Below are 25,514 nucleotides of genomic sequence, written 5' to 3' on the forward strand. Positions count from 1 at the left end.
CCCCCAGATAACTTAAATAGATTTTTCTTCTGGTAATTCCATATTCTTTGTTCCGTTTTTCAATTCCCAATGCAGTACAAAGGTTAAAACTACCCTAAGTATTGCTACTGCTGCAAGTATAATAAATTCGTCTATTGTTCTTATGATTACTGTTTTTATAATTTCCGCCGCTAATTTAAATTCTAAACTAAGTGACATTGCTTTAGCAAAGTCAATGGCCACCTTATCATCCCTAAAATCAAACCCATTTTTTATAAACTGAAAAATTCCCCTTAAAGCTGCTATTGTAATAATTGCTACACCAATAGCCTCTAGGGAGCCAGTAATATATGGTATTATAAGCTCTAAAAATTCCTCAATTATCATAATTTCTCTCCTCTTTTGTATAATATCAGGGGATAATACATTACCCCTATATTTTAACATAAATCAATATATTATGTTAGTATATAATTTATGCCAATCTACATACTAAAAATACCTTTAGTCCAAATTTAAATCATGGACTAAAGGTATTTTTTAATATTTATTGTCTATTTTCCTAAAACTGATTCTTTAATTGTCATACTATATTGTTCTTTAAAATAATCCTCTAATAACTTTACCTCTTCATCTGTTTTTTCAGCAGCACTGTCCCATCTTCCAGATGACTTCATACCTTCAGTACTGTCATTATGATCTCCATCCTCAACCTTTACCAATTGCCCTTCCTCTAAATCGTAATAGTAATAAAATGCTGTTCCCATTGCTGAAACATAGTAGTATTTTTCCATAGTATTAGTTGCATAATCAAATTTATAATAATCTACAGTCTCATTTCCTTCCAAATCAGTCTTTATAAATTCAACATAACCATCTTCGCCTTCTTTAATTGATATTTTTAATCCTGATTCATCAAAGGGTCCATTCTCCACATCAGTATATACTAAAAGTCCATCTTTTTCTTCAAATTTTGATACATCTTGGTTTTCATTTTGATTTTCATTTTCAACATTGTTTGTTTGTAAACTCTCTTCTACATTGTTGTTCTTCGGCGAACATCCACCTACTACTGCCATTGTTAACATAAGTACTAACAATAATGATACTATTTTTTTCATATAAACTCTCTCCTTTTATTATTGATTTATATTCAGCAAGTTTTTTATACTTGTCTCAATATCACTTTTAGATATTTGATTAATCTTTATATATTCACTATCCATCTTTTCAGCTAGTTCCTTTGCAAATCCATATTCTATATAATTTTTTTCTGTATCAATTACCATGGTTTTTATTCCTTCATTTCTGATTTTCATACCTAAATTAAAAGCATCCTCCAGTGGATTTTCTGTCTCTAAGGAAACGTTTGCTTTCCCATCGGAAATTACCACCAAATATTGTAATGAATCTGGATTTTTTATTTTATCTGCTTTTAGAACTTGATAGGAAGTATAGAGTCCAGCAGCTAATGGTGTTTTTCCACCAGTAGGTAATTTTCTAAGATACTTTTCTGCTAAATCTACACTTCTCGTAATATTTAATAATATCTCTGCCTTGTCCTTTCTAAATGCCACTATACCAATACTATCTCTTTTTTGATATGCGTCTCTTAACAATGAGAGTACTGCTCCTTTTACTGCCCCCATTCTTCTTTTGGCTCCCATGGAACCACTTGCATCTACTGCAAATAAAATGGTGGCTCCTGTATGTTTTTCTCTAACCTTCTCCCTTATATCTTGAGGCTTTATACATACAGCTAGTCCATTTTTATTTCTATTTTTTTGATTACAAGCAGCTATTCTAAAAGTAGCATCAAAGGCTATATCTTTTACCTTTCCCCTTGGAATTTTACATCTTACATATCTTCCCTTGCTGCTATTTGCTTTTACTTTAGTTCGTTTTCCTGAACCTTGATTACTGGTCATTTTTCTAAAATCCATATTTATGGATATTTCATTATTATATGGAACTATATCTTCTATATTTTCCTTTATATCATCTTCTTTTGTATCTGTTTCTATATCTTCCTTTGGTCTATCTAAATCATGACTATCTATAGACTCATAATCCCCATTACAAGCATTATCTTCCAGTGCATCTTTATCTAAAGGTTCCTCTAGTTCTTCAAATGTTATGGACTCTCTTATTCTATGAGGTAATACATAAGTTGCTGCAATTTTAATATCATTTTCAGTTATATACTCTCTTTGATTAAAGGCAGCAATAGCTTTGGCTGTTTCAATTAATATTATTTCCGCCCTATTTCCTGAACAGTTACCATTTTTACATAAATCTACTGCAAAATAATAATCCTCATCTTTTATTTTTATATTTTTGATTATTGCTCTGCCTTTATCTATTAAACTCCCTATTTTTTCATTTTCTTCCTTCCATTTTAATAGAAACTCCGAAGGATTATTTTCATATTCAATATATCTTTTAATTATTTCTATACGATTATTTAAATCTATTTCTCCTTTAGCTTCCGCATATAGTCCAAACTTGTCCAATAGCTGGGGTCTTAAAATACCTTCTTCTGGATTCATAGAACCTATTAATATAAATCTGGATGGATGCCTATAAGATATACCTTCTCTCTCTACTATATTGGTGCCTGTAGATAATACCTCTAAAAGTATATTTACTATATGTTCACTTAATAAATTTACTTCATCAACATATAAAATTTGATTATGTGCTTTATATAAAATTCCTTCTTCAAAGGTTTTCTCTCCATTTACTATGGCTTTTTTTATATCAATACTGCCTATAAGTCTATCATCAGTAATATTTAGAGGTAATTCCACTACATTCATGTAATCAATCACATTTGAGACTCCTCTTACTAATGTAGTTTTAGCAGTTCCCTTTTCTCCACTTATAAGAACTCCTCCTATATAGGGGTTAATCATATTTAATATTAGAGCCATTTTAATTTTTTCCTGTCCTAATACAGCTGAAAAAGGAAAACAATTATTAAACATAGTTAAATCACAAACCTTTCTATATTTACATTATTGTTCTTTCAATAAGTTCATTGATTTGTTGAAAATCAATGACTCCTTCTTCAAAAGGTTGTCTTCTCATTCTATGGGGGAGAGACAATTTAGCTGCTGCAATAAGGTCCTCTTTATTTACTTTTATTTCTCCCCTATAGGCAGCATGGGTTACTGCTGTTTTTATGAAAGTTATATCTGCCCTATGTCCATCTACACCAATTTTTATGGCTATTTCTGCTGCTAGTCTTAAACATTCTTCTGAATACTCTACTTTATCCAATAAGTCCTTTGCCTGTTCTATTCTTTCTGCTAAATTCTTCTGCTGATTCTCATACTCTTTTATAAACTTATGAGGGTTATCTTCAAAGCCTAACCTTCTCTTAATTACTTCAACTCTTGAATCCTGACATCTTTCACCATATACATCTACAACTAATCCAAATCTATCTATTAATTGGGGACGCAAATCTCCCTCTTCTGGGTTCATAGTGCCTATTAAAACAAATTTTGATGGATGGGTATAAGATATTCCCTCTCTCTCAATCGAATTAACTCCCATGGCAGCAGCATCTAATAATACATCTACTACATGGTCATCTAAAAGATTCACTTCATCTACATATAAAATATTTCTATTCGCTTCTGCCAATATTCCAGGTTCAAATTTCTTCTCTCCAGATTTTATTGCATATTCTATATCTAAAGTTCCAACTACTCTATCTTCTGTAGCACCTACAGGTAAATTAATTACTCGCATTTTTTCTTTTTTTATCTTTATATCTTCTTCAAGTATCTTTTTGCAGTTTTCACATAAAGAACTATAATCCCTTGGATCACAAGAAAAAATACAATCTACAACCTGTTCCCTAACTGGAAGAATATCTATTAAAGCCCTTACTGCTGTAGATTTTGCTGTTCCTTTTTCTCCCCTTATTAAAACACCATTTAGCTTGGGGTTTATAATATTTAATATTAATGCTTTTTTCATATCTTCTTGCCCTACTATGGCGGTAAAAGGATATATTAGTCTATGATTCTCCATATTCTTACACTCCTTATAAACTTTCTTCTATATTATCTTCAAGTTTCAAATACAATTCCTTAATTTTGTTTATCTTTTCTTCATCTGCATCCCAATAGCCCCTGTTATAATACTCAGTCATTTGCTCTAATATATCCATATAAGCATAAGAATTATTTTCAATAAGTCTTTCTCTAAGTTCCTCATCTTCAACATAGGAGTTATACATATCTTCATAAATCCACTCCTCTACACTATTTGTAGTAGCAGCAAGCCCCATTATATTCTCAAATCTATCTGCAATCTTTTGAACACCATGATATTTATGCTCTAACATTCCATCTATCCATTTAGGATTAAGCACCCTAGTTCTTATACCTCTGCCTATGGACTTTTCTACACTTTCACTGATTACTCTTTCTCCTGTTGTGTCGGTTATATACATTTTTGCCTTTTTCCCCTTTACCATTTCAACAGACTTGGATAATCCTCCAAAGAACTCATAGTAATGGTCCAAATCCGTAATTTCATATTCATGATTACTTCTTATTTGAGAAATAATTTCTACAGATTTTAAGTTTTCCTCATAAAGCCCCTCAACTTTTTTACCATGAGATTTTTCATTATATATATATTGCAAACTGCTTATATATACTTTGCCTAGTTGTTCTTCATCTTCCCAATTTTTGGTTTCTATTATTCCCGTTATTCCTGTACCATAACCACCTTCTTTAGGTCCAAATATCCTAGAAATAGCCAGTTCTTCTGCTTCTTTCTCATCATAACCTTCATCTATAAGTTTTTTATATATTTCTTTTGAGTTTCTTTTAAAGTAATTTTCTTCATCAGTTTCCTCTAGATTCCAAATCTTTTCAAATATTTCACTAAGGCTTGTAATCAAGTTTGGAAACATATCCCTGAAAAATCCACATATATTTATGGTAACATCTATTCTAGGTCTGCCTAATTCTTCAATTGGAATAATATCAAATTTAGGTTCCCACATATTCCCTTTATCCGAAACTTTAACTCCTAAATAAGCTAATATCTGTGAAAACGTCTCCCCTTGGGTTCTTGATGTTTCTAATCCCCATAATATAACTGCCGTAGATAATGGATATTCTCCTTCTTCTTCTTTATAGGATTCAAGGGTATTTAAGCAAATCTTCTCTCCCCTTATATAAGCGGTTTTAGTAGGTATAAGCCTTGGGTCAAATTGATATAGATTATATCCAGTAGGCAATATTTCAGGATGTCTATAAATATCTCCTGCTAATTTTGCAGGATTATAATGTCCTCCTAATACTCGTAGCAAACCTTTAATTTCATGGTTTTCCTGTGAAGAATTGGTAACTTGTAGTCCAAATTCCAATGATTTTTTAAGCTCATCTTTGTTTATTGAATGTGAAATTTCAGTATTGCCTATATTTTTATATTCAAAATAATAATCAATAATTTTTTCTGCTTCTTCATCTATATCCTTTACAATCTCATATTTGTTATTATCCAGAAGAAAATCTAAGTTGTAGCCTTTAGATTTTGCTACTAATTCTCGAACACTAAAAATACCATTTCTATTATATCTTAATAACCCTTTGGCATATTCCCTTGCTTCTTCTTGGTTATATCCCTTCCCAAATATATGAAGTCCCTTTGGTATAAGACTTTTCTGCATTCTATATAATTCAGATTCTATTTCAACAATATCTTTTGGAAGATTAAGTTCTTCTGCTAACTCCAATATATTTCCTAATATATCCTTACTAGTTTGAGGAGCTAATAACAAAGATTGATGATAATTATCTATCATAGACATTAGCTTTGAAAAATCTCCATAAAGCTCTCCCTGAATAAATACTGGCGGCTGGTATCCTATTAGATTTCCATGAGAACGTCTTTTAGCAATAGTTCCTTCAGCTGGATTTCCACAATAATATAGATACATATGAGGAATATCTGATATAAGTCTATCTGGATAGCAATTACCACTCATTCCACATTCCTTACCTTTTAAAAACTCTAATGTTCCATGAGTTCCTACATGAATAATTACATCAGCCTTAAACTCATCTTTAATCCATTTATAAAATGCTAAATATTGATGATGAGGTGGTAATGTTTTATCATGATAAGCCTTCTCAACATCTTCATGAATACCTCTAGTTGGTTGTAATCCTAAAAATATATTTCCCTCAACTATGCCAGGAATCAAGAATTCATTATTTTCAGTACTCATTATAGTCCCTGGTACTTGACCCCAGGCTGTTATTATTTCTTCACCATCTAAACTTTTCTCTAGTTCCTTTTTATACTCCATATCCTTATATTTTATTATATTATCCCAATCATCACTGTATTTTCCTGAGTTTACAATTCCACCAGCAGTAAATTTATCCATTAACTCTTCTTTTGTAAAAGCGTTTAAATTATATCCATTATCTTTAAGATTTTTAAAAGTATTTTCAACTGAAGCAAAAGTATCTAGAAATGCCCCTCCAAATAAATTACTCTCTCCTGGAGGATAGTTATAGCATATAATGGCTACCTTTTTTTCTTCATTTTTCTTTTTCCTAAGAAGAATATAGGACTTGATTCTGGAAACTAGCTTATCTACCCTTTCCTCTATAATAGTAAGCTCATCAGTCATAATGTCAAATTCAGAATCATATTTTGGTTCTGTCATAGCTCCAATAGGATAAGTTTCTATACATCCATCTAGTTCTGGCAACATAACAGAAATAAGTACTTCTGATGTACTACATCCTTGTGTAGATTCTTCCCATTCTTTTACAGTTCTTCTTGACATAAAATATGGATGAAAATATGGCGCACCTACTTCTTCCAATAGATTTATACCTGCTTGAGAATCTCCCCCCATTGGTCCTGCTCCAAGTCTAAAGGACATAAAGTTCAATATAATATCTATAGGATTTTTAGTGGAATTTAGTATTATATCCCTAATTTTTTCCTCATTCTTTACAAAGGCCCCTGAAACCGCAACAGGCAAAACGTTTGCAAACTCCTCAATCCTCTCCTTAATCTGTCCAACGCAAGAAGATGTATCTGTAGGGTATGTATGTCCATAAAAAAGCATGACTACTATAGGCTTTTCATTATCGAAGGGAAAATCTCTTTCATAATCTCCATAGTCTTTATAAAACTTCAAGTTTTCTGGATTACATATACTGACTTCATCCACTTCCCTTGGTTCAAGGGGCTTAGGTAATTCCTTTATATTGCCATAATCCCTCAATAGAAGATAGAGCATATTCTTTATGTTTGATTTATCTGCTACCTTAAAATATTTCATTATATTAGAATAGTTTCTCATATCTCTCATTTTGCCTGGCATTACTTTTCCAAGCATCTCTGCTGCATTTCTCATTTTTTCAATGGCAGCCATATCCATTTTTTTGTTACTGCTTTTCATACTTTCCATAGTAAAACTTCCAAGACGCATATATTCCCTTGCAGAACTTCCATATGGAATTATATTTCCATTACATTGTTCAAGACCTATATATACATCTTTCACTATGGCTGAAGGACTCCCCATTAAATCTACAAATACTATATTACTTTCCTTAATGTCTTCTATCATCTGTTGTCTTTTTTCATCTGACATTTCTTCTTTTCCATAATAAATATTTAAATCGAGGATTTTAGAATAGCTTTGATTTATGTCTTTTCCCGCCTCAACTAAATTTTTAATTCCTGGGGCTGATACAGTTATAAATGTAATCTTCACCTTAACAACCTCCTAACTATTAGAGACTACTTTTTTAGCATAAAATATTGGTTTATCTGTGTCTTTATCTTTTGTTATTTCAGATTCAATCTTAAAGACTTCTTCCAAAACTTTAGATTCTAATATAGTCCAAGGATCCCCTTGACTATGTATTTTTTTATTATTTATTACAACAAGCTCATCTGAATATCTAGCCGCATGATTTATATCATGTAGTACCATAACTATGGTTATACCTTCTTCTTTATTTAGTCTAGATATTAGTTCCATAATTTCTAACTGATGACATATATCAAGATAAGTTGTAGGCTCATCCAATAGAAGAATTTCTGGTTTTTGGGCAATAGACATGGCTATCCATGCCCTTTGCTTTTCTCCTCCTGAAAGGGTATCTATTCTTCTATTTTGAAGACTAGTAACTCCAGTTTTCTCCATGGCCCATTCCACTATCTTATCATCATTATCATCTATACCTTTCCACCAATCCTTGTGAGCATAACGACCATATTGAACTAATTTCCTTACATTTACATCGCTTATGGTATCATTAGCTTGATTTAGTATAGACATTTTTTTAGCTACATGTTTATTTTTCATATTGAATATATTATTTCCATATAAAAGTACCTTCCCCTGTTTAGGCTTTATACCTCTGCTTATGGTACGCATTAAGGTAGTTTTTCCACAACCATTTGGTCCAATTATAGAATAAACCTTTTCTTTTTCTATCTTTAGATTTATTTCTTTTAAAACATTCTTGTTTTTATAGCTTATACTTAAATCTTTAATCTCTAGTATAATATTATTATTCATCCATTTACTCCCTCCTCAGCAAGAATAAAAAGAATGGTGCTCCTAATACTGCCATTACAATACCTACTGGTATCTCCGTTGGACTTAAAAACGTTCTTGCAAAGGTATCACTAAACATTAGAAGTATAGAGCCTAATAATGCTGTTGCAGGAAACATATAATTATAATCATTTCCCATTATTAGTCTTATACTGTGAGGCACTATAAGACCAACAAATCCTAAAAGTCCTACAACACTTACTGCACTAGCAGCTAGAAGAGCAGCGAGAACAGTAAATCCAAGTCTTGCAGCCTCTACATTTAACCCTAAACCCCTTGCAACATCATCACCTAATATTAAAATATTAAGTTTCTCTGCAAATATATTTACTAAAATAATTCCTATTATGGTATAAGGTAATATGGTATATACTTCTGGCCAAGACCTTGAAGATAAACTTCCATTCATAAAGGTTAATGCTCCATGAACACGGTCACTATAGAAAACTAGCATACCTGAAATACCTGCTCCGAATAAGGCCGATACAGCTACACCTGCTAATATTATTCTTGTAGTTTGTATTCCACCCTTCCAAGATAAAATATATATTATAAAAGCTGCTAACATAGCCCCTATAAAGGCGGCAATAGGTACTAAACCAACATGCTGAGGAAAGATAACTAATACTGCTATACCAAAAAGCCCTGCACCACTACTTATACCAATAATACTTGGATCTGCTAAAGGATTCTTCATAACCCCTTGTAAAATAGCACCTGATAAAGCAAGGTTTGCACCTACTAAAGCAGCTAATATCATTCTTGGCAATCTAATATTCCAAATTACCATTCTTTCCGCACTTCCGTCATCTGTCATAATAACTTCAAATATACGTTTTGCCCCAACTTCAAGAGTGCCTTTAGTATTTCCCAGTATAAAACCCACAAAAAACAGTATTATTAAAATAGCAATAATGGTTATTTTAAAACCTTTATTGTCTTTAAGGGAAATATCGCTTTTCATCCTACTTATTCACCTCTTCATAAATTTCTGGATAAATATTTTTAGCCATATATTCTATGGCTTCATTATAATAAGGCCCTGCATTATACAAAAAGTATTCCTGTGGAAGATGAATAACACGACCTTCCTGTACAGCTTTTACCCCACTCCATACTGGATTTGTGTTAAATTCTTCCTCTATGGATTTTATAGCTTCTTCATTACTGGAAATCATACTGGTAACTAAAACATAATCTGGATTTTTCTCCACTATATACTCTATATCCAATGGCGTAGTTTCTGATCCTATAGTATCTGGTGGTAAATCAGATGCAATATTTTTAAGTCTCAATATCTTAGCAACATCTCCTGCTATACTATTATCTAGTTTTACAGCAAGTGTTTTAGAAGTTATATATAATATAACTACAGATTTAGATTCATCTGGTAATTTTGATACAATTTCTTTTTTCTGTTTTTCCAGTTCCTTTATTTTAGTTTCAGCTAGTTCTTCCTTCTCAAGTATTTTTCCAAATGCCTTATATGTAGACACCACATCATCATATCCTCTTATATGAGTAGTGATTACATTAAAACCCATTTCTCTTAACTTCTTTGCTTGAGTTGATTGGGTTCCAACTTGAGCTATAATTAAATCTGGCTTATGAGGTATTACAGACTCCATATCTATAGAATATACAGGCCCTATAGTTGGAAGATTTCGTATTTCCTCTCTATACTCTGGTATAAGTTTCACATTGTCTGATACGTCAGATGTACATACAGACTTGCCTCCTAAATCGTACCAAATGTTTAAAGGAGTACCAGACAATACAGCTATCTTCTCTGGTTTCTCTTTTAAAATAGTTTCCTTTTTTAAAAAGTCCTTTACAGTTAAGGGATACTTGTCTCCTTCTACAGTTATTGATAGCTGAGTATCATCTACCTTTTCTGTATTCTGAACATTGGTTAAACCACCTACTCCTGTGGTTTTGGTACAACCTGAAATACTAGTGGTTATTACAGCCAAAATCATTAACCACAATATGTTTTTATACTTTTTCATCTTTTTCACCCTTTCTTTTTACGGTACATAAAAAACTCCAACATTCATAGAATTCTACGATTGCTGGAGTTTTGTAAGCCTATATATAGACCATTTTTGTTGTTTTAAATCCAAAAATAATTGCTATCAAAAAACCTTCTGAAAATAATCATCAGAAGGATAGCCAAATAAAGCAATTTACTTAAAAACTAGCTTTCTCCATCTACCGTAGAGTTATTCTGCTAATAAAATAGGAAGGTATTCTGACTCAAGCTTAATCATCTTTTCTGCCTTCCCAGTTTCCCAGTGGCATTTAGAAAAGACTATTCTTTTACAGCGGCGGGACCGTGAGGGATTTACACCCTACTTCCCTATTACAATAGAATAATAATTCTATAAACCTATTTATCCTATATTCAATTTTAATCAACATTATACTACATAAATAAATTCCACACAAGCTTCAGCAAATATGTTTGTTATCTTTTTATTAATACTTAAGACCTGATGAATGTTTAATACAAGGAAATCAACTCATTATACCTGTTTATCCAGATTTTTGCTCAAAATACTTATCCTCCAAATCTTCTAAGTGATAAAAAATATGAACTAAATCTTTGCCAAAGCTCTGCAAGGAATAGTAGTTATCACTTCCATCGGTTATTTTCTCTATAACCTTTCTGTCTAGTAATATAGTTAATTTCCTATTTAATTCTGTATGACTCATATATGGGATACTATTTAAAATATCCTTATACCGTCCATTCCCAAGATGGATAGACTTTAGAATTTCTGGTATCCATCTTAGTTTAATTAAATCATGTACAATTTCAAATCCATTAGAAATTTTGCTTTTCATAATTTCACATCCTTACGAACAAATTTGTGCCTTTTTGTTTATCTTATTTTATCATATAATTAGATTAAAGAAAGATACTAATTAATAGTTAATTAAAAATTTTTAGGAGGGGTTATATGAAACATGTAAATTTATTACAAAAATATTTATCAAATTTGGCTGTATTGAATATTAAATTCCACAATATCCATTGGAATGTTGTAGGTAACCAATTTGTTCAAGTTCACGAATTTACTGAAGGTCTATATGACAAATTATTTGAAAATCTAGACGAAGTTGCAGAATTATTAAAGATGAAAGATATAATGCCATTATCAACTATGGCTGAATACCTAGATAATTCAGATATTGAAGAAATCAAGGCTAAAGATTTTGCAATTAAAGAATCATTAGAAATAGTTAAAACAGATTTAGAAAAAATGAAAATATTAGCAACTGAAATCAGAAATATAGCTGATGAAGAAGGAGACTTTGAAACTGTAGCCATATTTGAAGACTACGTTGCTGATTATAGTAAAAATATATGGTTCATTAATTCTATATTAAAATAAAAATAAGTATAATATAAAATGAGGCTGTTTCATAACTGGTTTATCAGTTATGAAACAGCCTTTTTTATTCTCGAGCTAACAACTGATAAATAGGAGAATTACTGTTTTCTAGTTTATAAATTCTGCTATTTTATCCAAAGAACTATATACATCATTTTCATTAATTGCTATAAAGGGTATCTTTATTCCAGATTCTTTCAGATAATTTGTTAACTCTTCCATAAATATACCAGAACCTTTAACTTCCTTTAAAGTTTCAAGGATGCTTTCTAATTCATCATTATTCGAAATCTCTCCTCTGAATTCTCCAGAACAAGTATAATTAACTCCACAACTTGGACTTCCATCTATACCCACAACTCCTAGAATCTCATATCCTGCATCAATATAACTTTTAGTCTGTTGAACTATTGGTCTAAGCATTTCTCTACATTGTTCTCTATAAAATAAGGTATCAAATTGCTCCTTTACATGGCCCCATCTTTTTATTCCATATACAATCATTTCTGGACAAGGAAGTTGAATAATACCAATATCTTTCTCTGCAATAAGATTTACAAATTCCTTAAAAATTCCCCCATACTGACTAAGACCTTCAACCTTAGAATTGGAATTAATGATACAATGACAAATTAATATTATCTTTTTATTCCTTTTCAATTTCCATCCTCCTTAACTATTCCATAGTTATAGATTAATACAATGATTTTTCTTAAATTTTAAATATACTTCTTGTCCCAAAGCATAAAGTTCCAAATCATTAAAGAGCACATCCACTTTTAAAGAAACAGAATTGATATCAACTGTATATCTTATAATATTACCTTGAGGGAGTATACCAATAATTTTACCCGAAACAGAATATGAATCTTTGCAAGATTCTAGTTTAACATGAGATATTTCAATAGTCTCTGGCCTAATTACAATTTTTGAATAAGTTGAATACTCTTGATTTATTAGTTTTGAGAATTGATCTTTTTCCAATATATTGTAATTTCCAACAAAACTTGCCGCAAAAATACTTTTTGGATTACTATAGACTTCAAAAGGGGTTCCTGATTGTTCTATAATACCATCTCTCATTATATGAATTGTATCTGACATAGTCATTGCTTCATCTTGATCGTGGGTGACAAATATAGAAGTCATATTAAGTTCTCTATGTATTTCCTTTATCCTAGCTTGTAAAGATTTTCGAAGCTTCGCATCTACTGCACTCAAGGGCTCATCTAGTAGTAATACCTTGGGCTTAGTAACAATACATCTTGCCAATGCCACTCTCTGCTGTTCGCCACCTGAAAGCTGGTAAGGATATCGCTTTTCATAACCTTGGAGATCTACTATTTTTAAAGTATCTTTCACAAGACCATTAATAGTGTCTTTTTTAACCTTCTTCATCCTAAGTCCAAATGAAATATTATTATATACATTCATATTAGGAAAAAGGCTATATTGTTGGAATATCATCCCAATATTTCGGCTCTTAGGATTCCAAAAAGTAATATCTTCTCCATCTAGAAATATCTTTCCACTGGTTACCCCTTCTAATCCAGCAAGACATCGAAGAAGTGTACTTTTTCCACAGCCTGAAGAGCCAAGTAATGTAACAAATTCTCCCTTATGAATTGAAAGATTGGTATTTTTAAGTACATGATTTTCACCATAATATTTTTCTATATTTTCAAAAACAATATATGACATGTTTATCTCCTTAATTTGATTAAATCATCTATAAACAATAAATTAAAGTTAATCTAACTTCCAATATGTTTTTCTTAGAAATTAGATTAACTGTTATAATATATTTTGAAAGAATTTTATTTCTCTAATGATTTTATTGCATTATTCACATAAGACATATCAATTACATTTTCATATCCAATAGGGTTTTCAATAATTCCTTGTTCTAAGCAAAAACCTTCGATTGCATTATAGCCTTCTTCGGAAAAGAAACCATCGTTAGAAAGTGACCCTCTCAATATGCCAACAATTTCAACTAAATCTTTACCTTCAAACATAGGAGAAACTAATTTCGCAAGTTCTTCATCAGTATGCTCTGATTGCCATGCCATAGCTTTTATAACAGCATTTACAAATTTTTGAACTGTTTCAGGATTTTTTTCTGCAAACTCCTTAGTAACTGTGACCATTTGTGATTCATAGTACTTAGAACCATAAAGTGCCTCATGCTGTATAGGATCCGAGGTATTAATTAAAATATTGGCATTTAGATTTTTAAGTTCATTAATATGAATTCCATCAAAAAATGATGCAGCTATACTTCCTTGCTCAAGTGCAACCAAAGCAGCTCCATACTCCATATTTATCCATTCAACATCATTTTCAGAAAGTCCCGCTTCTTCTAAAACAGAAAGAACAAATGAATAAGGAGCAGAACCTGGCATACCAGCAAAAATCGTCTTACCTCTTAATTGTTCAACGCTTGTTATTTCAGAATTTCCAGCAAAAATATATTGTTTATTCTTTACTGTTGAAATAACAATCTTAGACTCTAAGCCCTCTTCAAAAGCACGAAGTACCGGCTCAGTAGATAACATACAAAATTGTGAATCTCCTGCATGCATTCCTTGGAAAGCTATTGGCCCATCTTTAAAAACAACCCATTCAGTATCTAAACCCTCTTCTTTAAAGTAGCCTAACATTTCAGCTGCATATACAGGAATCCAAGACTCTCCTCTCATTTCTGATATTACAATTTTTGTAAGATCAGAATCATTATAAACACCTTTTGATGTGCATCCAGTAAATACTCCAGCTACTAAACAAATTAAAAGTACGATAATTATTGATTTTTTCATATTCTGCCTCCTTATTTAATTAGATTTTATGTATTTTTTTCATGATGTAGAGATAATCTTGTAACTGCTCTCCAACGCAGTAAATATGCTTCAATCTTATCAAGAATAAAATTAAGAATAATACCTACTATTAATAAAATAAAAATACATGACATAACACGAGCAATTTTAAAATATGATGACGCATAAGCAATCATCCATCCAAACCCTGCCGAAGCCCCCATAAATTCTCCAATGATTGCACCAATTAAAGAAGCCCCTACACCATTACGAATGCCAGCTATTATCCAAGGCATACTAGATGGTAACACGACATGGTATATTGTTTGTATCGTTCCTGCACCTAGTAAGTTCGCGGATTCAATGAGCTTGGGTTCTACATTTTGAATACCTGCATAAGTAGAGAAAAAAACATTGAAAAAGACCATTAATGCTGCAAGAAATATCTTTGATGTTAGACCCAGTCCAAACCATAATATATATACTGGTGCTAGTGTAAGTTGAGGTACACCATGAATAGCTGTAATTATCGGTAAAAAAATTTTACCTAATGATTGTACTTGTCCAAATAATAGTCCAACAAAAATTCCTATAATAGTACCATAAAACAATCCAGCAAGTGCTTCACGTAAGGTTATAGATGTATGTTTTACTAAGTCTCCACTCAAAAAAAATTGTTTTAAATCTAAAATAATCTCACTTGGATAACTTGTAAAAAAAGCATTATAGAGCTTTAATTTAGCAGCAATTTCCCAGAAAGATATAAATAGAATAACAATCAATATCCTTGTGATAACTATAAGATTATTTTTTCTCTTCTCCATAATCACCATCCTTTCATCTTGATCCAAAATTGTCGAGTATTGTCAATAACATCACGCTGTATACATATAATAATCTATCACTATAAGATATTGAAGTGTTATTAAAAAAGATAATAGCAATTAAATTGCTATTATCTTTTTTAATAATATAATTTTAGGTAGCCTTGATATTGTGGCGTTGTTTAATGTATGTTGGAGTAATTTATTTGTCAGTATTAATGATAGATTAACATAATTGCTGGAGTTTTTATATTTGTAAATTTTAACTAGCACAACGAGTTACATTATCATTTTAAAAAGTTAAATAATAAAATATAAAAATATGTTTGACAAATATAATAATCCATGTTAATATTAAGAAGGTTGTCTTTAGACGACTCATATGGCCCCATGGTCAAGCGGTTAAGACATCGCCCTTTCACGGCGGTAACCCGGGTTCGAATCCCGGTGGGGTCACCATTATGACCTAACACAGCGAACTAAGTTAAGTTGATGTAGGTCAAATGCAACGAGAACCAAATCTATACGGGTGTAACGAGTAAATAGATTTGAGTTTCGAGGCTGTAAAATATAATGGCCTGGTAGTTCAGTTGGTTAGAATGCCAGCCTGTCACGCTGGAGGTCGAGGGTTCGAGTCCCTTCCAGGTCGCCATTATGCTGGCGTAGCTCAATCGGCAGAGCAACTGACTTGTAATCAGTAGGTTGGGGGTTCAATTCCTCTCGCCAGCTCCAAACTTATCTTAAAGCCCTTGATAATCAAGGGCTTTAAGCGTTTTATCAAAATAAAATGACACCGTATTTGAAATAAATATTTCAAATACGGTGTCATTTTTGTGTTTTATATAAAAAATCATAAGGAACATTCCATGTATTGTTGTAATCACTTCAATTCTAGCAAATCCCACACTTTTTATATAATCACTAAGATAGTGTATTGAATAATCTATAACATAACATATCTTCTTAGGACTATAATTTTTTTGAATATACCTCTGCCCATACTGGAAAAAAGCCAGCATTTATTGCAACATTCTTAGAATTAATATTAGATACTGATGTCCCATAAAAAGGTATCTTTCCACGCTTTAAAAGCTCCTGCTTTAATAATGCAACCAAATTTGTACCAATACCTTTTCCTCTATATTCAGGTAGCACATCAATACCAATTTGATATAAAGTTTTACTGTCTTCACTAGATCCTGCCATCCCCATGATATTGTCACCATCGTAAGCAGCAACTCCAAGAACATCTGGATAATTCTCATCAAAAACAAAAGCTTGCTCAAACCTACTATCATCTTTAAATTGTAATATCTCTTCCTTTTCAAACCACTTTATTGTAGTCATAGGCTTTATCTCACAGGTAACAGGGTTTGGTAGATAAAAATGGGGCATCTCATCAATTTCATGGCCAAATTCTCTTAATTTATTATCTATCATCCTAAGATTACCGTAATCAAACAACCAAAGTGCATTTTTCTTTAATATTTTCTCTTCAATCCAAGGTCTTATTTTCTCATCAGCACAAATTATTGCCTTACCACCGATAGTAATTATCTTTAGGAAGCATCCATCACTTTCATTGATACGCCTTCCCTCTAGGAGCTTGTTTTCAGTAATTATATTTTCCTCTTTTTTAAAGTCTGAAATCTGACAATTATAATCAAGTGCCAGTTGTGTTTTTGCAATACTAAGTATTTCAGATTTTGTATACATACTCTTATATCCCCCTTATATTTACATGCCTACTTTAACTCTTCTCAAGAAATATCATAATAATGACATTTAAAAAGCAATCAATTCTTTATTGAGATCTATTTATTTTCCCTAAGCTCTCTAAAAAAGTCCGAGATTATGCTACTGCATTCATCCTCCAATACACCAAATTCTACTTCTAATCTATGATTGAATTTAGGGTGATTAGTTAAGTCTTCTACAGTTCCGCAGCAACCTCTCTTAGGATCTCTAGTTCCCATAACCAGTCTTCCTATTCTGGCATTAACTATTGCTCCTGCACACATTGCACAAGGTTCTAAAGTCACATACATAGTGCAATTAAGCAGCCTCCAAGCATCAAGATGCTTACTTGCCTCTTTGATTGCAAGGATTTCAGCATGGGCTGTCGGATCATTTAAAGTTTCCCTTTGATTATATCCCCTACCAATTATTTCTCCTTCGTAAACAACAACAGCACCTACAGGTACTTCATAGATGCTGTAAGCTTTTTCTGCTTCTTTCAAAGCTTCTCTCATATATAAAATATCCATCAATATCACCTTACATTGCTAAATTTAGATATGCTTTTCATTTACATATCAGCACATACTAATCTTTACCTTCTTGCCTATCTTTTCAAGATTTTCTCCTATATTCTGTACAAGTTTTAATTTTGACACCATATCAATTCCCGATTCTCCATCTTGATGGCTGTCATTTACAGCATTTCCTAAATATATATTTATATCCGTTGCATCCTCAATTAACATACGTGCCAACATAGCTACACCATCTTTTCTCTTTTCCAGTTCAAGTAAAATAATAGCATTTTCTTCATATTCACGTATAAGCTTAGGAATATTTCTCAAGGTAATGATACCCTCTGTTACTAAATCTACCCCTTCTATTTTTGACATGGCAGGTATACTTTCAGATGAGGTATTATCTATAGATATAATAGGCCTTTTTAAAAATTTAGCAACCATATTGGCTGTACTTCCTCCACATACAACATGTTTTCCTTTTTTTCCAAAGAACATATTCAATATCTTATGATCTTCAGCGGGATTTTCAGGAGGTCCAATTATAATATTTACAGCTTTTCGTTCTCGAAGCTGCAATGTCAAAATCGTAGTGTCATCCTTAGGTTTTCCATCATAAAGGCTCAAGCAGGCATTCATTAAACGTGCTCCTAGCAGTGCCGCCGAAACTCCTGATCTATACCATTGCTCCAAAAGTCTTACAACTTCATCATGTCCTAAACCTTCTCCAAACCCACTATCTAATCCTGCATTTGTAACTCCATCTGTCATTAGAAAAAGCATATCATCAAAATACAAAGGTATAGTACTTTCCCAAATCTCTTTCTCTTGAATGAAAAAACGTGTAGCTTCATGTTTCACATATTTTCCTCCTCGAAGAAGTATAGCAGGAGGGTTATCAAATTGTGTCAGGTATACCTTATATTTCTGTATTCTTGCAGCGACAAATGTAGCATATGCAAGCTTTCGTTCTCTGCAAATAGGTAATGTCTGCACTGTAGTAAAAATAGCATCCTCTAAAATCATACCTCCTGAAAGCAATGTACCTAATATTTGAGAAGTTAATGTTGCCAGTATATTTGCCTTTACTCCGCTTCCCAAACCATCAGAAAGAACTACAGTGGTTCCATCCTCTGTAGTTTCTTTATAATAAAAGTCTCCACAAATACTTTCTGTATATTTATTATAGCTTAGCTTTGCAAAATCTAGTACATAATCAAGCATATTAGCCACCTATCCTAAAAAATCTCGTCATCCATAAGTATTGTTTTTTTCAAGTCCATTATTGCCAACTTAGTTTTTGCAGCTGTTTCCCCTAAAAGAGATGCTATCTCATGTACTGTCCGTAACTGAGCCTCCACAATTTCATCAGCCATATTGGCTGAATTCATCTTTGCCTGACGAATCCTATTTTTCTCCATACGGAGCTGAGTAATATCCTTCATTACACAACTTATTATACTATTTGCCTTATCATATATAAGAGTCTGCTCCAGATATAGACCGTATTCAGCAACGTATATATTTCTGCTTATCCTCTCTTCTCCACTTGCAATCAAATCAACAAAATTATACTCATCCAATATACGTGAAACAGGAGAGCCGAGAATGTCCTTAGGTGAAGATAGATGAAAAGCTTTACAAGTAGCATTGTTAATCATTATAACACACATATCAATATCCACAGCCAGTATAAGATTAGGAGATGACTCTATAACCTTATCTGCAAAGGATTCTGTACGGGCTTTCATAAAGGGTAGGCACATATTGATATCCGCTTTGTTCTGATAAATAGCCATAGCCTTTTCTCGACAGCTTGAATAACCGCATGAACCACAATTTAGTTCATCTTCCATAGTATTCTTTCCCATCTTCTTTAATATTGCAGATAGTTGCCACTCTGTAGGAGGCATACAAATTACTTTTTTATCGAAAAATTTTCGTTTTAATGGAAAATCAGCTTTCACATCAAAATCAGTATTATCTCCACTTTCATCTACTGCTTGCTTCTTAACCAATGTTTTCGCCAAAATCTGCCTATGTTGACTTTTTTGAAAAGATGGCCCTCCTATACAGCTACCAGTACAAGCACTCATTTCTATAAAATATCCTTTCAGATTACCTGAAACCACTTCCTGCAACGCATTTATACAATTTTCAATCCCATCAACTGCCATATATTGAAATTCACTTTCCTTTACCATACTATCTGATATACCTCCACTATATGGAAAGGAACGAGATAGTTTTGGCATAGACACTAAATCATCTTCTTTAGGTTCTATACTAGAATTTCTAAACCATCCTTCAAGCTCATCAAAGGTGATTACATAATCTGCTCCATTTTCACCACATTCTGCTTTCTTAGAAATACATGGACCAATAAATACCACTATAGCATTAGGATATAGCTCTTTTAACTTATTAGCACTTACCTGCATAGGAGATATTATTGGAGCCAAGAAATCCAAAGCCTCAGGAAAATGATGTTCAATATATAGATTTATTGTAGTACAACAAGAGGATATGATCACGTCGTTCCATTTATCTTTGATTAATTTTTCATACTGACTTTTTACAACATATGCACCCTCTGCTGTTTCAGCAATATGTGAAAATCCAAGATTAATCAGTGCATCAGAAAAGCTTTTAAATGACGCCTTTGGATATGCAGTAATCCACGAAGGTGCTACTGTTGCCACAATCTCACGTCCTTCACTAAGCAATTCCAAAATTTTAGGAATATCATTACTGTCCTCCTTTGCATTTTGGGGACAAATAACAGTACATGTTCCGCATAAAATACATTCTGATTCAATGATTTGTGCTCGTCCATTTTTAACAGTTATAGATTTAACAGGACAATACCTGATACATTTATAACAATCCATACATTCAATTTCTTTAAAACTTAAAATTGCCATATAATTCGCCTACTTTGAGATAGTTTATTTAATTTAATTATGAAAACTTATTACTGAATAAAAGAAAAATCTTAATTTCATTCTTTATATTTCTATATTAAATCAACTGTTTGTTATAATAATAACAGTATATATCTATACTGTCAAGATAATGAAAATCCCTTCAAAGTACGCTTAAAATGTAAAAATAATGTTGTTCAATCCTTTTATTCTTTAACCATTATATAGAATTCATCTCCAGACTTAGAATGATTAATAGTCTTTAATATTATAAAACCAGCTTTTTCATATAAACTAACTGCTCGTTTATTGAAGGAAGCAACTGTTAGTCGGTATTTTTCAGCTTTGAATTGCTTTTTAGCAAAGTCCATCCCAGTATTTAAAAATGTATATCCTAATCCCCTTCCACATAAAATTGGCTTCATACCCAATCCAATATCCAATACTTCTTCAGAATATATATAGTCATTAGTTGGTATTTGTGCGGATTTACCAAAACAAAAGTACCCAAATAATTGATTTTCATCATCTATAAAAACATAATAATCCCCACCCATAAGCTCAAGAATGGTTTCTAGATTGTTTTCTAAACTATATATAGAATAGGGTTCTTCATAGATCCAATTTGAAATATTTTCAGCAAAATCTTTTGTCATTTCAGTAATTAAGCTCATATAATCTCTCCATCTCAATTTATTCTAAAAATTCATATTTCTTTACAATACTCCCTCTGCTTCCTGCCAATCAACTAAAAGATTATATCGATTGGTCTTAAAACGCAGAACACAATATTCTGGGTCATCAGAACCCTTAAAATGTTGTCCCATTCCTGGATACCACATTTCCTCCTTCACAGCTGAATCTGTTACAATCTCAATAGTTCCTACTAAGGTTATATTATATGCACCATCTCTATTAAAGCATAGGCTGGCACGATTACAGTGTTCTATACGCTTTGCCTTGTTGCTTTTAAGCCCAGTACAAAATGTGATCCAATTAATTCCATCAGACTTTGATGCCGTAATAGTTGAAGCAGTAGGATAACCATCCTTGTCAATAAGTGCAAGAACACAATAAGGCTCTGAGCCTTCCAATAAATTATGAGCTGTATTCTTATCAATAATTTCTCCTGCTTTTTCAATAATCTCTTTACTCATTTTGTCACCTCCGTAATAATTTTTTAGCCCTTAATAAATTTCAAAATCTTTTTTACCTCTCCATTAGGATTAAGCATAAAAACACGCTCTTTTATTTTTTCAATTGCCTCATCCTTCTCAATTTCTGCTGCTTTCTCAAATACATCTTCATCCCAAAAATTCTCAGTTGTACAAAATACAGTTGAAGACCATCCATATTCCATTCCTTTTTGAGATATCTTCTGCTGTCTTCCACACATGGTCAAATACATTTTCATTTGCAACTCTGTCAAAGCTCTATCAAATTGAGATTTCTCCTCTTTCCCAAAGCCTGCCAACTGCTTTATTCCATGTAAGGGCAAGGTTCCATTTTCAATAATAGCATCATAAATACGTTTTGCAGTGTTACTGATTGTACCTTCCGAGTATTCCTCATCAAAAGTCCTATTTTCTCTCCGAACAGCAAGAAAATAAGGAGCCCATTCCTTGGTAATATATCCACTTTTCTTGAAGAATAATTTTGAATAAGCAATATCCTTACGTTCATCTAACACCCGAATACGCCACTCCCAAGGGTCAGTTTCTGGATTTCCTGTATGCCAAGAAACTGGTGTCTCGTAAGGAGGTACCTCCTTCCAATTCCATGGAATTACTGAAAAAATACCTTCACTATTTCCACCGCCCATGGAAAAGCCTACATCCAATAATGTACTAACGAAATCTCCATAACCTTTTATTTCTCTGCTATTCAATCTCAATCCCTCCTTTTTAAAAAATTATATCATATTAAACAGGACAACATTATGTCTTGTTTATTTATATTGTTCCAAAATATTAACAGCAATTCTTTTTATATGTTCTGCCATATCAACAGGTTCAATTACCCTTACCTTATCTCCAAATCCTAGAATCCATGATATGGTGAAGTCCATATTTGTATAGCCAACTTCAAGACGAAGCAAACCTTCTTTAGTTTCTGTATAACAATGAAGTCCATATGTTTCAATAAGCTGATAGCGTACTGATGGATCAAATAGAGCTACTAGCTTTTTATCATCAGGTAGATGGTCATTGAAGTCTCTCTTTTCAGGTGGAATTTCACGAGGAATATAAGTTTCGTCACAAATATGTAAATCCCATAATCGCATCATCTTAAATAATCTCCAGTCCTTTCGCTCTTGGCAAAAGCCAAATATATACCATGCCGTCCACTGGAAAATTATAAAGTATGGTTCAATACAACGATGGGTAATACCCTTTTCATAATAATAGTCAAATTCAATTAGTCTATGGTCGTGAATAGCCTGTTTAATAAGTTCAATCTTTTCTGTTAGACTACCTTTGTAATGAGAAGCAAGGTCGATTACAATAGGTTCTCGTAGAGATAGGATCATATCTTTATTGGCAGATAATTTATTTAAGGTTTTTTCAATATAACACCTGTCTGATACACTTCCAAGACCTTTAAGTCCTGCAATAATTCCCAAAAGCTCATCAGCAGTCAGAATACTTTTATCAATCTTGAAGCCTTCTGCAATAGAAATACCACCACCACTACCTTGATATGTAATAATAGGTATCCCCGACTGACAAAGAGTATCAATATCTCTTCCAATGGTACGTCGAGTAACTTCAAATTTCTCAGCAAGATAGGGAGCTGTTACTCTATCATTCTGAAGTAAAATTGTCAGTATTCCAAGTAAACGATCAATCTTCATGGATTTCCACCTCCTATTACCATTATAACATATGAAATCTCAACTAAATTTCTTGACTAATATTAAATATATTAGTATATTAATATATACTGACAGGGGGTATATTAATGTAATAACAGCTGTTATACTTAATCTAGAAAGGAGAGTTTAAATATATGGAACATAAGTTGGAAAATCCTCAACGTATAAAAGAACTAAATCCATTAGAAACACTTAAAATCCTCAATCTTAAAGATGGAAATTCTTTTTGTGATATCGGTGCAGGAACAGGAATCTTTACATTTTCTGCATCTAAATTAACTACATCTAATATATATGCAGTGGATATATCTACTGCAATGCTTGAAATATTAAATATGAAAAAAGGAGAACAAAATGCAGATAATGTTATAATTAAAAACCATGTTCAGGATGTACCTTCATCCTCTTGTGATATAGCTTTAGTTTCTACTGTTTTTCACGAATTGAAGGACATGGATGGTATGGCAGATGAAATCAAGCGAATTCTGAATATAAATGGCATCTTAGGTATTATTGAATTTCATAAACGCCAGACTCCTATAGGTCCACCTGTCCAAAGTAGATTAAGCCCCGAACAAATTGACGACCTACTGCAAAAACATGACTTCAATAAAATCAACTATTTTGAACTGGGACAGAATTTTTATATATCAATTTTTACTTTAATCAAGTAAAGAGTGTGATTTTTGTTGCATTCAGATATTAACTCAATTGCCATACTACACCACCTGCACATTATATAAATTATCTGCATTATATCGTATAAAAAGAAAGAAGTCGAATATAAAATCATTCGACTTCTTTTGACGATATTTCTTATAGGGTACTGTGAAAAAGATGCTAGATGAATAATGTGCTTATTCGGTGCAACTAAACCTTTGGGAGAACTGGCATCCAAAACTGAACAATTCGATTTTTATTCGTAGAATCTTTGGGAACGTATATTTCATTTTTTGCGATAAAGATCACATCCAAATGAAAACCAACTTCATCGTTAAACGAATATCCCAGAGAGTCAATCCAAATATAAGGCTTTTCCGCACCATGACCATCATCCCAACTGTGAAGCAATTCATCTTGTTCCAATTCAAAACAAATCCATTCTGACTCAGCAGCTTTCATGGAAAACGTTTCATGTCCCTCAAAAACAGTTAAATCAACCAATTCAGTTTCTTCTATGCAAGCAGTATACCGAAATGTACCCTCTGGACATTCCTCGTCCCAAGAGCCACATCCAAATAAAACAGGAGGCAACATGGAAGCCGAACGGAGGCAATCAAGTCGTCCGTCGTCCGCTAATTCCTGCCAAAAAAACGGCACTTCTTTCTCATCTTTTACAAATTTTGAAAATCCCATCATGCTAAATGCCTTTTTTGAAAAATGATAAACATCAAATCCCAGGTTATGATTCTTTATCTTTTTCATCTCTCACACCGCCTAATATAAATACTATTAACAATCTCATTATAGCAAAACCTGCCGAAAAAGCAATCTACGCTTGCAAATCGTAGACTTTGACTTTCTTCGACAGGTTCATTTGGCGTTCCCGACACGAATCGAACGTGCGGCCTTTCGCTTAGGAGGCGAACGCTCTATCCTACTGAGCTACGGGAACATATTTACCTATATATTTTATAATATCTATGGATAGATGTCAAGGATGAACAAATCCAGAATATTTGGATTCAGAGAAGTCAAACATATGTGACACAGACCTCTGAAAAATTTTCTCTGAATAATGCTGTGGTTTTCTTAAATTGCTAGTAATTATTTTGTCAAGGAGGAAAGCGATAGCGATCCTTGATTAAATAATT

The 25,514-nt window shown here is 32.4% G+C and carries 24 protein-coding genes, 4 tRNA genes and 1 riboswitch; of the genes, 5 read left to right on the forward strand and 23 right to left on the reverse strand.

Annotated features, from left to right (window positions below; translation table 11 throughout):
- Positions 1 to 12 precede the first annotated feature (12 nt).
- The 9 genes from FYJ83_RS13350 to FYJ83_RS13390 all read right to left on the reverse strand — a co-directional run bounded on the left by FYJ83_RS13350 (position 13) and on the right by FYJ83_RS13390 (position 11,449).
- Complete coding sequence (locus FYJ83_RS13350; RefSeq protein WP_154441260.1) at positions 13 to 366, reverse strand: DUF1622 domain-containing protein; 354 nt, start codon at positions 364 to 366, stop codon at positions 13 to 15.
- 167 nt (positions 367 to 533) lie between these two features.
- Positions 534 to 1,100, reverse strand: a complete 567-nt coding sequence (locus tag FYJ83_RS13355) for a hypothetical protein (protein WP_154441262.1) — start codon at positions 1,098 to 1,100, stop codon at positions 534 to 536.
- Positions 1,101 to 1,118: 18 nt separating this feature from the next.
- A complete protein-coding gene (locus FYJ83_RS13360; protein ID WP_154441264.1) occupies positions 1,119 to 2,966 on the reverse strand; it encodes a magnesium chelatase subunit D family protein in 1,848 nt (615 codons plus the stop codon).
- 25 nt (positions 2,967 to 2,991) lie between these two features.
- On the reverse strand, positions 2,992 to 4,023 hold the full coding sequence (locus FYJ83_RS13365; RefSeq protein ID WP_154441266.1) for an ATP-binding protein: 1,032 nt from the start codon (positions 4,021 to 4,023) through the stop codon (positions 2,992 to 2,994).
- Positions 4,024 to 4,036: 13 nt separating this feature from the next.
- A complete protein-coding gene (locus FYJ83_RS13370; protein WP_326828342.1) occupies positions 4,037 to 7,750 on the reverse strand; it encodes a cobaltochelatase subunit CobN in 3,714 nt (1,237 codons plus the stop codon).
- 12 nt (positions 7,751 to 7,762) lie between these two features.
- Positions 7,763 to 8,563, reverse strand: coding sequence for an ABC transporter ATP-binding protein (locus tag FYJ83_RS13375; protein ID WP_154441268.1), 801 nt, complete (start codon positions 8,561 to 8,563; stop codon positions 7,763 to 7,765).
- Between the two features lie 4 nt (positions 8,564 to 8,567).
- Positions 8,568 to 9,566, reverse strand: a complete 999-nt coding sequence (locus FYJ83_RS13380) for a FecCD family ABC transporter permease (protein WP_154441270.1) — start codon at positions 9,564 to 9,566, stop codon at positions 8,568 to 8,570.
- Position 9,567: 1 nt separating this feature from the next.
- Positions 9,568 to 10,611: an ABC transporter substrate-binding protein gene (locus FYJ83_RS13385; protein WP_154441272.1), complete on the reverse strand. Its 1,044-nt coding sequence runs from the start codon at positions 10,609 to 10,611 to the stop codon at positions 9,568 to 9,570.
- Between the two features lie 215 nt (positions 10,612 to 10,826).
- Positions 10,827 to 11,010: riboswitch (cobalamin riboswitch) on the reverse strand.
- A 127-nt stretch (positions 11,011 to 11,137) separates the two neighbouring features.
- A complete protein-coding gene (locus FYJ83_RS13390; protein ID WP_154441274.1) occupies positions 11,138 to 11,449 on the reverse strand; it encodes a winged helix-turn-helix transcriptional regulator in 312 nt (103 codons plus the stop codon).
- A 116-nt stretch (positions 11,450 to 11,565) separates the two neighbouring features.
- Between FYJ83_RS13390 and FYJ83_RS13395 the strand changes: the two genes are divergently transcribed.
- A complete protein-coding gene (locus tag FYJ83_RS13395; protein WP_154441276.1) occupies positions 11,566 to 12,000 on the forward strand; it encodes a Dps family protein in 435 nt (144 codons plus the stop codon).
- 108 nt (positions 12,001 to 12,108) lie between these two features.
- On the opposite strand, the gene FYJ83_RS13400 is transcribed toward FYJ83_RS13395, so the two are convergent.
- The 4 genes from FYJ83_RS13400 to FYJ83_RS13415 form a co-directional block, all read right to left on the reverse strand.
- Complete coding sequence (locus FYJ83_RS13400; protein WP_154441278.1) at positions 12,109 to 12,660, reverse strand: CD3072 family TudS-related putative desulfidase; 552 nt, start codon at positions 12,658 to 12,660, stop codon at positions 12,109 to 12,111.
- A gap of 27 nt (positions 12,661 to 12,687) precedes the next feature.
- On the reverse strand, positions 12,688 to 13,701 hold the full coding sequence (locus tag FYJ83_RS13405) for an ABC transporter ATP-binding protein (RefSeq protein WP_154441280.1): 1,014 nt from the start codon (positions 13,699 to 13,701) through the stop codon (positions 12,688 to 12,690).
- 116 nt (positions 13,702 to 13,817) lie between these two features.
- A complete protein-coding gene (locus FYJ83_RS13410; protein WP_154441282.1) occupies positions 13,818 to 14,819 on the reverse strand; it encodes an ABC transporter substrate-binding protein in 1,002 nt (333 codons plus the stop codon).
- Positions 14,820 to 14,845: 26 nt separating this feature from the next.
- A complete protein-coding gene (locus tag FYJ83_RS13415) occupies positions 14,846 to 15,643 on the reverse strand; it encodes an ABC transporter permease (protein WP_154441284.1) in 798 nt (265 codons plus the stop codon).
- A gap of 384 nt (positions 15,644 to 16,027) precedes the next feature.
- On the opposite strand from FYJ83_RS13415, the gene FYJ83_RS13420 reads away from it, so the two are divergent.
- From FYJ83_RS13420 to FYJ83_RS13430, 3 genes are all read left to right on the forward strand, one after another.
- Positions 16,028 to 16,102 (forward strand) — tRNA-Glu (locus FYJ83_RS13420).
- Positions 16,103 to 16,218: 116 nt separating this feature from the next.
- Positions 16,219 to 16,295, forward strand: a tRNA-Asp gene (locus FYJ83_RS13425).
- Positions 16,296 to 16,299: 4 nt separating this feature from the next.
- Positions 16,300 to 16,375 (forward strand) — tRNA-Thr (locus tag FYJ83_RS13430).
- A gap of 237 nt (positions 16,376 to 16,612) precedes the next feature.
- Here FYJ83_RS13430 and FYJ83_RS13435 read toward each other — a convergent pair.
- From FYJ83_RS13435 to FYJ83_RS13470, 8 genes are all read right to left on the reverse strand, one after another.
- Entirely contained in the window at positions 16,613 to 17,359 is a 747-nt protein-coding gene (locus FYJ83_RS13435) for a GNAT family N-acetyltransferase (RefSeq protein WP_154441286.1), read from the reverse strand.
- Between the two features lie 98 nt (positions 17,360 to 17,457).
- Positions 17,458 to 17,910 (reverse strand): tRNA adenosine(34) deaminase TadA, encoded by a 453-nt coding sequence (gene tadA, locus FYJ83_RS13440; protein WP_154441288.1) that lies wholly within the window; start codon positions 17,908 to 17,910, stop codon positions 17,458 to 17,460.
- 48 nt (positions 17,911 to 17,958) lie between these two features.
- A complete protein-coding gene (locus tag FYJ83_RS13445) occupies positions 17,959 to 19,125 on the reverse strand; it encodes a SpoIIE family protein phosphatase (RefSeq protein WP_154441290.1) in 1,167 nt (388 codons plus the stop codon).
- 14 nt (positions 19,126 to 19,139) lie between these two features.
- Positions 19,140 to 20,825 (reverse strand): [Fe-Fe] hydrogenase large subunit C-terminal domain-containing protein, encoded by a 1,686-nt coding sequence (locus tag FYJ83_RS13450; protein ID WP_154441292.1) that lies wholly within the window; start codon positions 20,823 to 20,825, stop codon positions 19,140 to 19,142.
- A gap of 206 nt (positions 20,826 to 21,031) precedes the next feature.
- Positions 21,032 to 21,499, reverse strand: a complete 468-nt coding sequence (locus FYJ83_RS13455; protein WP_154441294.1) for a GNAT family N-acetyltransferase — start codon at positions 21,497 to 21,499, stop codon at positions 21,032 to 21,034.
- A gap of 42 nt (positions 21,500 to 21,541) precedes the next feature.
- The gene (locus tag FYJ83_RS13460) at positions 21,542 to 21,982 is read right to left on the reverse strand and encodes a pyridoxamine 5'-phosphate oxidase family protein (protein WP_154441296.1); all 441 of its coding nucleotides are present in this window, start codon (positions 21,980 to 21,982) and stop codon (positions 21,542 to 21,544) included.
- Between the two features lie 23 nt (positions 21,983 to 22,005).
- Positions 22,006 to 22,713 carry an AlkZ-related protein gene (locus FYJ83_RS13465; protein WP_216585878.1) on the reverse strand — a complete coding sequence of 236 codons (708 nt, stop codon included), beginning with the start codon at positions 22,711 to 22,713 and terminating at the stop codon, positions 22,006 to 22,008.
- A gap of 60 nt (positions 22,714 to 22,773) precedes the next feature.
- Positions 22,774 to 23,679 carry a helix-turn-helix transcriptional regulator gene (locus FYJ83_RS13470; RefSeq protein ID WP_154441298.1) on the reverse strand — a complete coding sequence of 302 codons (906 nt, stop codon included), beginning with the start codon at positions 23,677 to 23,679 and terminating at the stop codon, positions 22,774 to 22,776.
- Positions 23,680 to 23,834: 155 nt separating this feature from the next.
- On the opposite strand from FYJ83_RS13470, the gene FYJ83_RS13475 reads away from it, so the two are divergent.
- Positions 23,835 to 24,374, forward strand: a complete 540-nt coding sequence (locus FYJ83_RS13475; protein WP_154441300.1) for a class I SAM-dependent methyltransferase — start codon at positions 23,835 to 23,837, stop codon at positions 24,372 to 24,374.
- A 196-nt stretch (positions 24,375 to 24,570) separates the two neighbouring features.
- Here the strand turns inward: FYJ83_RS13475 and FYJ83_RS13480 are convergent, their stop codons facing one another.
- Both FYJ83_RS13480 and FYJ83_RS13485 read right to left on the reverse strand, forming a co-directional pair.
- Positions 24,571 to 25,125, reverse strand: a complete 555-nt coding sequence (locus tag FYJ83_RS13480; protein WP_154441302.1) for a GyrI-like domain-containing protein — start codon at positions 25,123 to 25,125, stop codon at positions 24,571 to 24,573.
- 113 nt (positions 25,126 to 25,238) lie between these two features.
- Positions 25,239 to 25,315 (reverse strand) — tRNA-Arg (locus tag FYJ83_RS13485).
- Positions 25,316 to 25,514 lie beyond the last annotated feature (199 nt).

This window comes from Tissierella pigra (assembly GCF_009695605.1).
Taxonomy (GTDB): domain Bacteria; phylum Bacillota; class Clostridia; order Tissierellales; family Tissierellaceae; genus Tissierella; species Tissierella pigra.

Coding starts and splice junctions, on each gene's coding strand:
- FYJ83_RS13410 (WP_154441282.1), bottom strand. CDS start 14,819: ATGAAAAAATCAATAATTATCGTACTTTTAATTTGTTTAGTAGCTGGA.
- FYJ83_RS13355 (WP_154441262.1), bottom strand. CDS start 1,100: ATGAAAAAAATAGTATCATTATTGTTAGTACTTATGTTAACAATGGCA.
- FYJ83_RS13450 (WP_154441292.1), bottom strand. CDS start 20,825: ATGGCAATTTTAAGTTTTAAAGAAATTGAATGTATGGATTGTTATAAA.
- FYJ83_RS13380 (WP_154441270.1), bottom strand. CDS start 9,566: ATGAAAAGCGATATTTCCCTTAAAGACAATAAAGGTTTTAAAATAACC.
- FYJ83_RS13415 (WP_154441284.1), bottom strand. CDS start 15,643: ATGGAGAAGAGAAAAAATAATCTTATAGTTATCACAAGGATATTGATT.
- FYJ83_RS13375 (WP_154441268.1), bottom strand. CDS start 8,563: ATGAATAATAATATTATACTAGAGATTAAAGATTTAAGTATAAGCTAT.
- FYJ83_RS13455 (WP_154441294.1), bottom strand. CDS start 21,499: ATGAGCTTAATTACTGAAATGACAAAAGATTTTGCTGAAAATATTTCA.
- FYJ83_RS13480 (WP_154441302.1), bottom strand. CDS start 25,125: ATGAAAAAGATAAAGAATCATAACCTGGGATTTGATGTTTATCATTTT.
- FYJ83_RS13360 (WP_154441264.1), bottom strand. CDS start 2,966: ATGTTTAATAATTGTTTTCCTTTTTCAGCTGTATTAGGACAGGAAAAA.
- FYJ83_RS13405 (WP_154441280.1), bottom strand. CDS start 13,701: ATGTCATATATTGTTTTTGAAAATATAGAAAAATATTATGGTGAAAAT.
- FYJ83_RS13365 (WP_154441266.1), bottom strand. CDS start 4,023: ATGGAGAATCATAGACTAATATATCCTTTTACCGCCATAGTAGGGCAA.
- tadA (WP_154441288.1), bottom strand. CDS start 17,910: ATGGATATTTTATATATGAGAGAAGCTTTGAAAGAAGCAGAAAAAGCT.
- FYJ83_RS13460 (WP_154441296.1), bottom strand. CDS start 21,982: ATGAGTAAAGAGATTATTGAAAAAGCAGGAGAAATTATTGATAAGAAT.
- FYJ83_RS13475 (WP_154441300.1), top strand. CDS start 23,835: ATGGAACATAAGTTGGAAAATCCTCAACGTATAAAAGAACTAAATCCA.
- FYJ83_RS13390 (WP_154441274.1), bottom strand. CDS start 11,449: ATGAAAAGCAAAATTTCTAATGGATTTGAAATTGTACATGATTTAATT.
- FYJ83_RS13350 (WP_154441260.1), bottom strand. CDS start 366: ATGATAATTGAGGAATTTTTAGAGCTTATAATACCATATATTACTGGC.
- FYJ83_RS13385 (WP_154441272.1), bottom strand. CDS start 10,611: ATGAAAAAGTATAAAAACATATTGTGGTTAATGATTTTGGCTGTAATA.
- FYJ83_RS13395 (WP_154441276.1), top strand. CDS start 11,566: ATGAAACATGTAAATTTATTACAAAAATATTTATCAAATTTGGCTGTA.
- FYJ83_RS13435 (WP_154441286.1), bottom strand. CDS start 17,359: ATGTATACAAAATCTGAAATACTTAGTATTGCAAAAACACAACTGGCA.
- FYJ83_RS13470 (WP_154441298.1), bottom strand. CDS start 23,679: ATGAAGATTGATCGTTTACTTGGAATACTGACAATTTTACTTCAGAAT.
- FYJ83_RS13445 (WP_154441290.1), bottom strand. CDS start 19,125: ATGCTTGATTATGTACTAGATTTTGCAAAGCTAAGCTATAATAAATAT.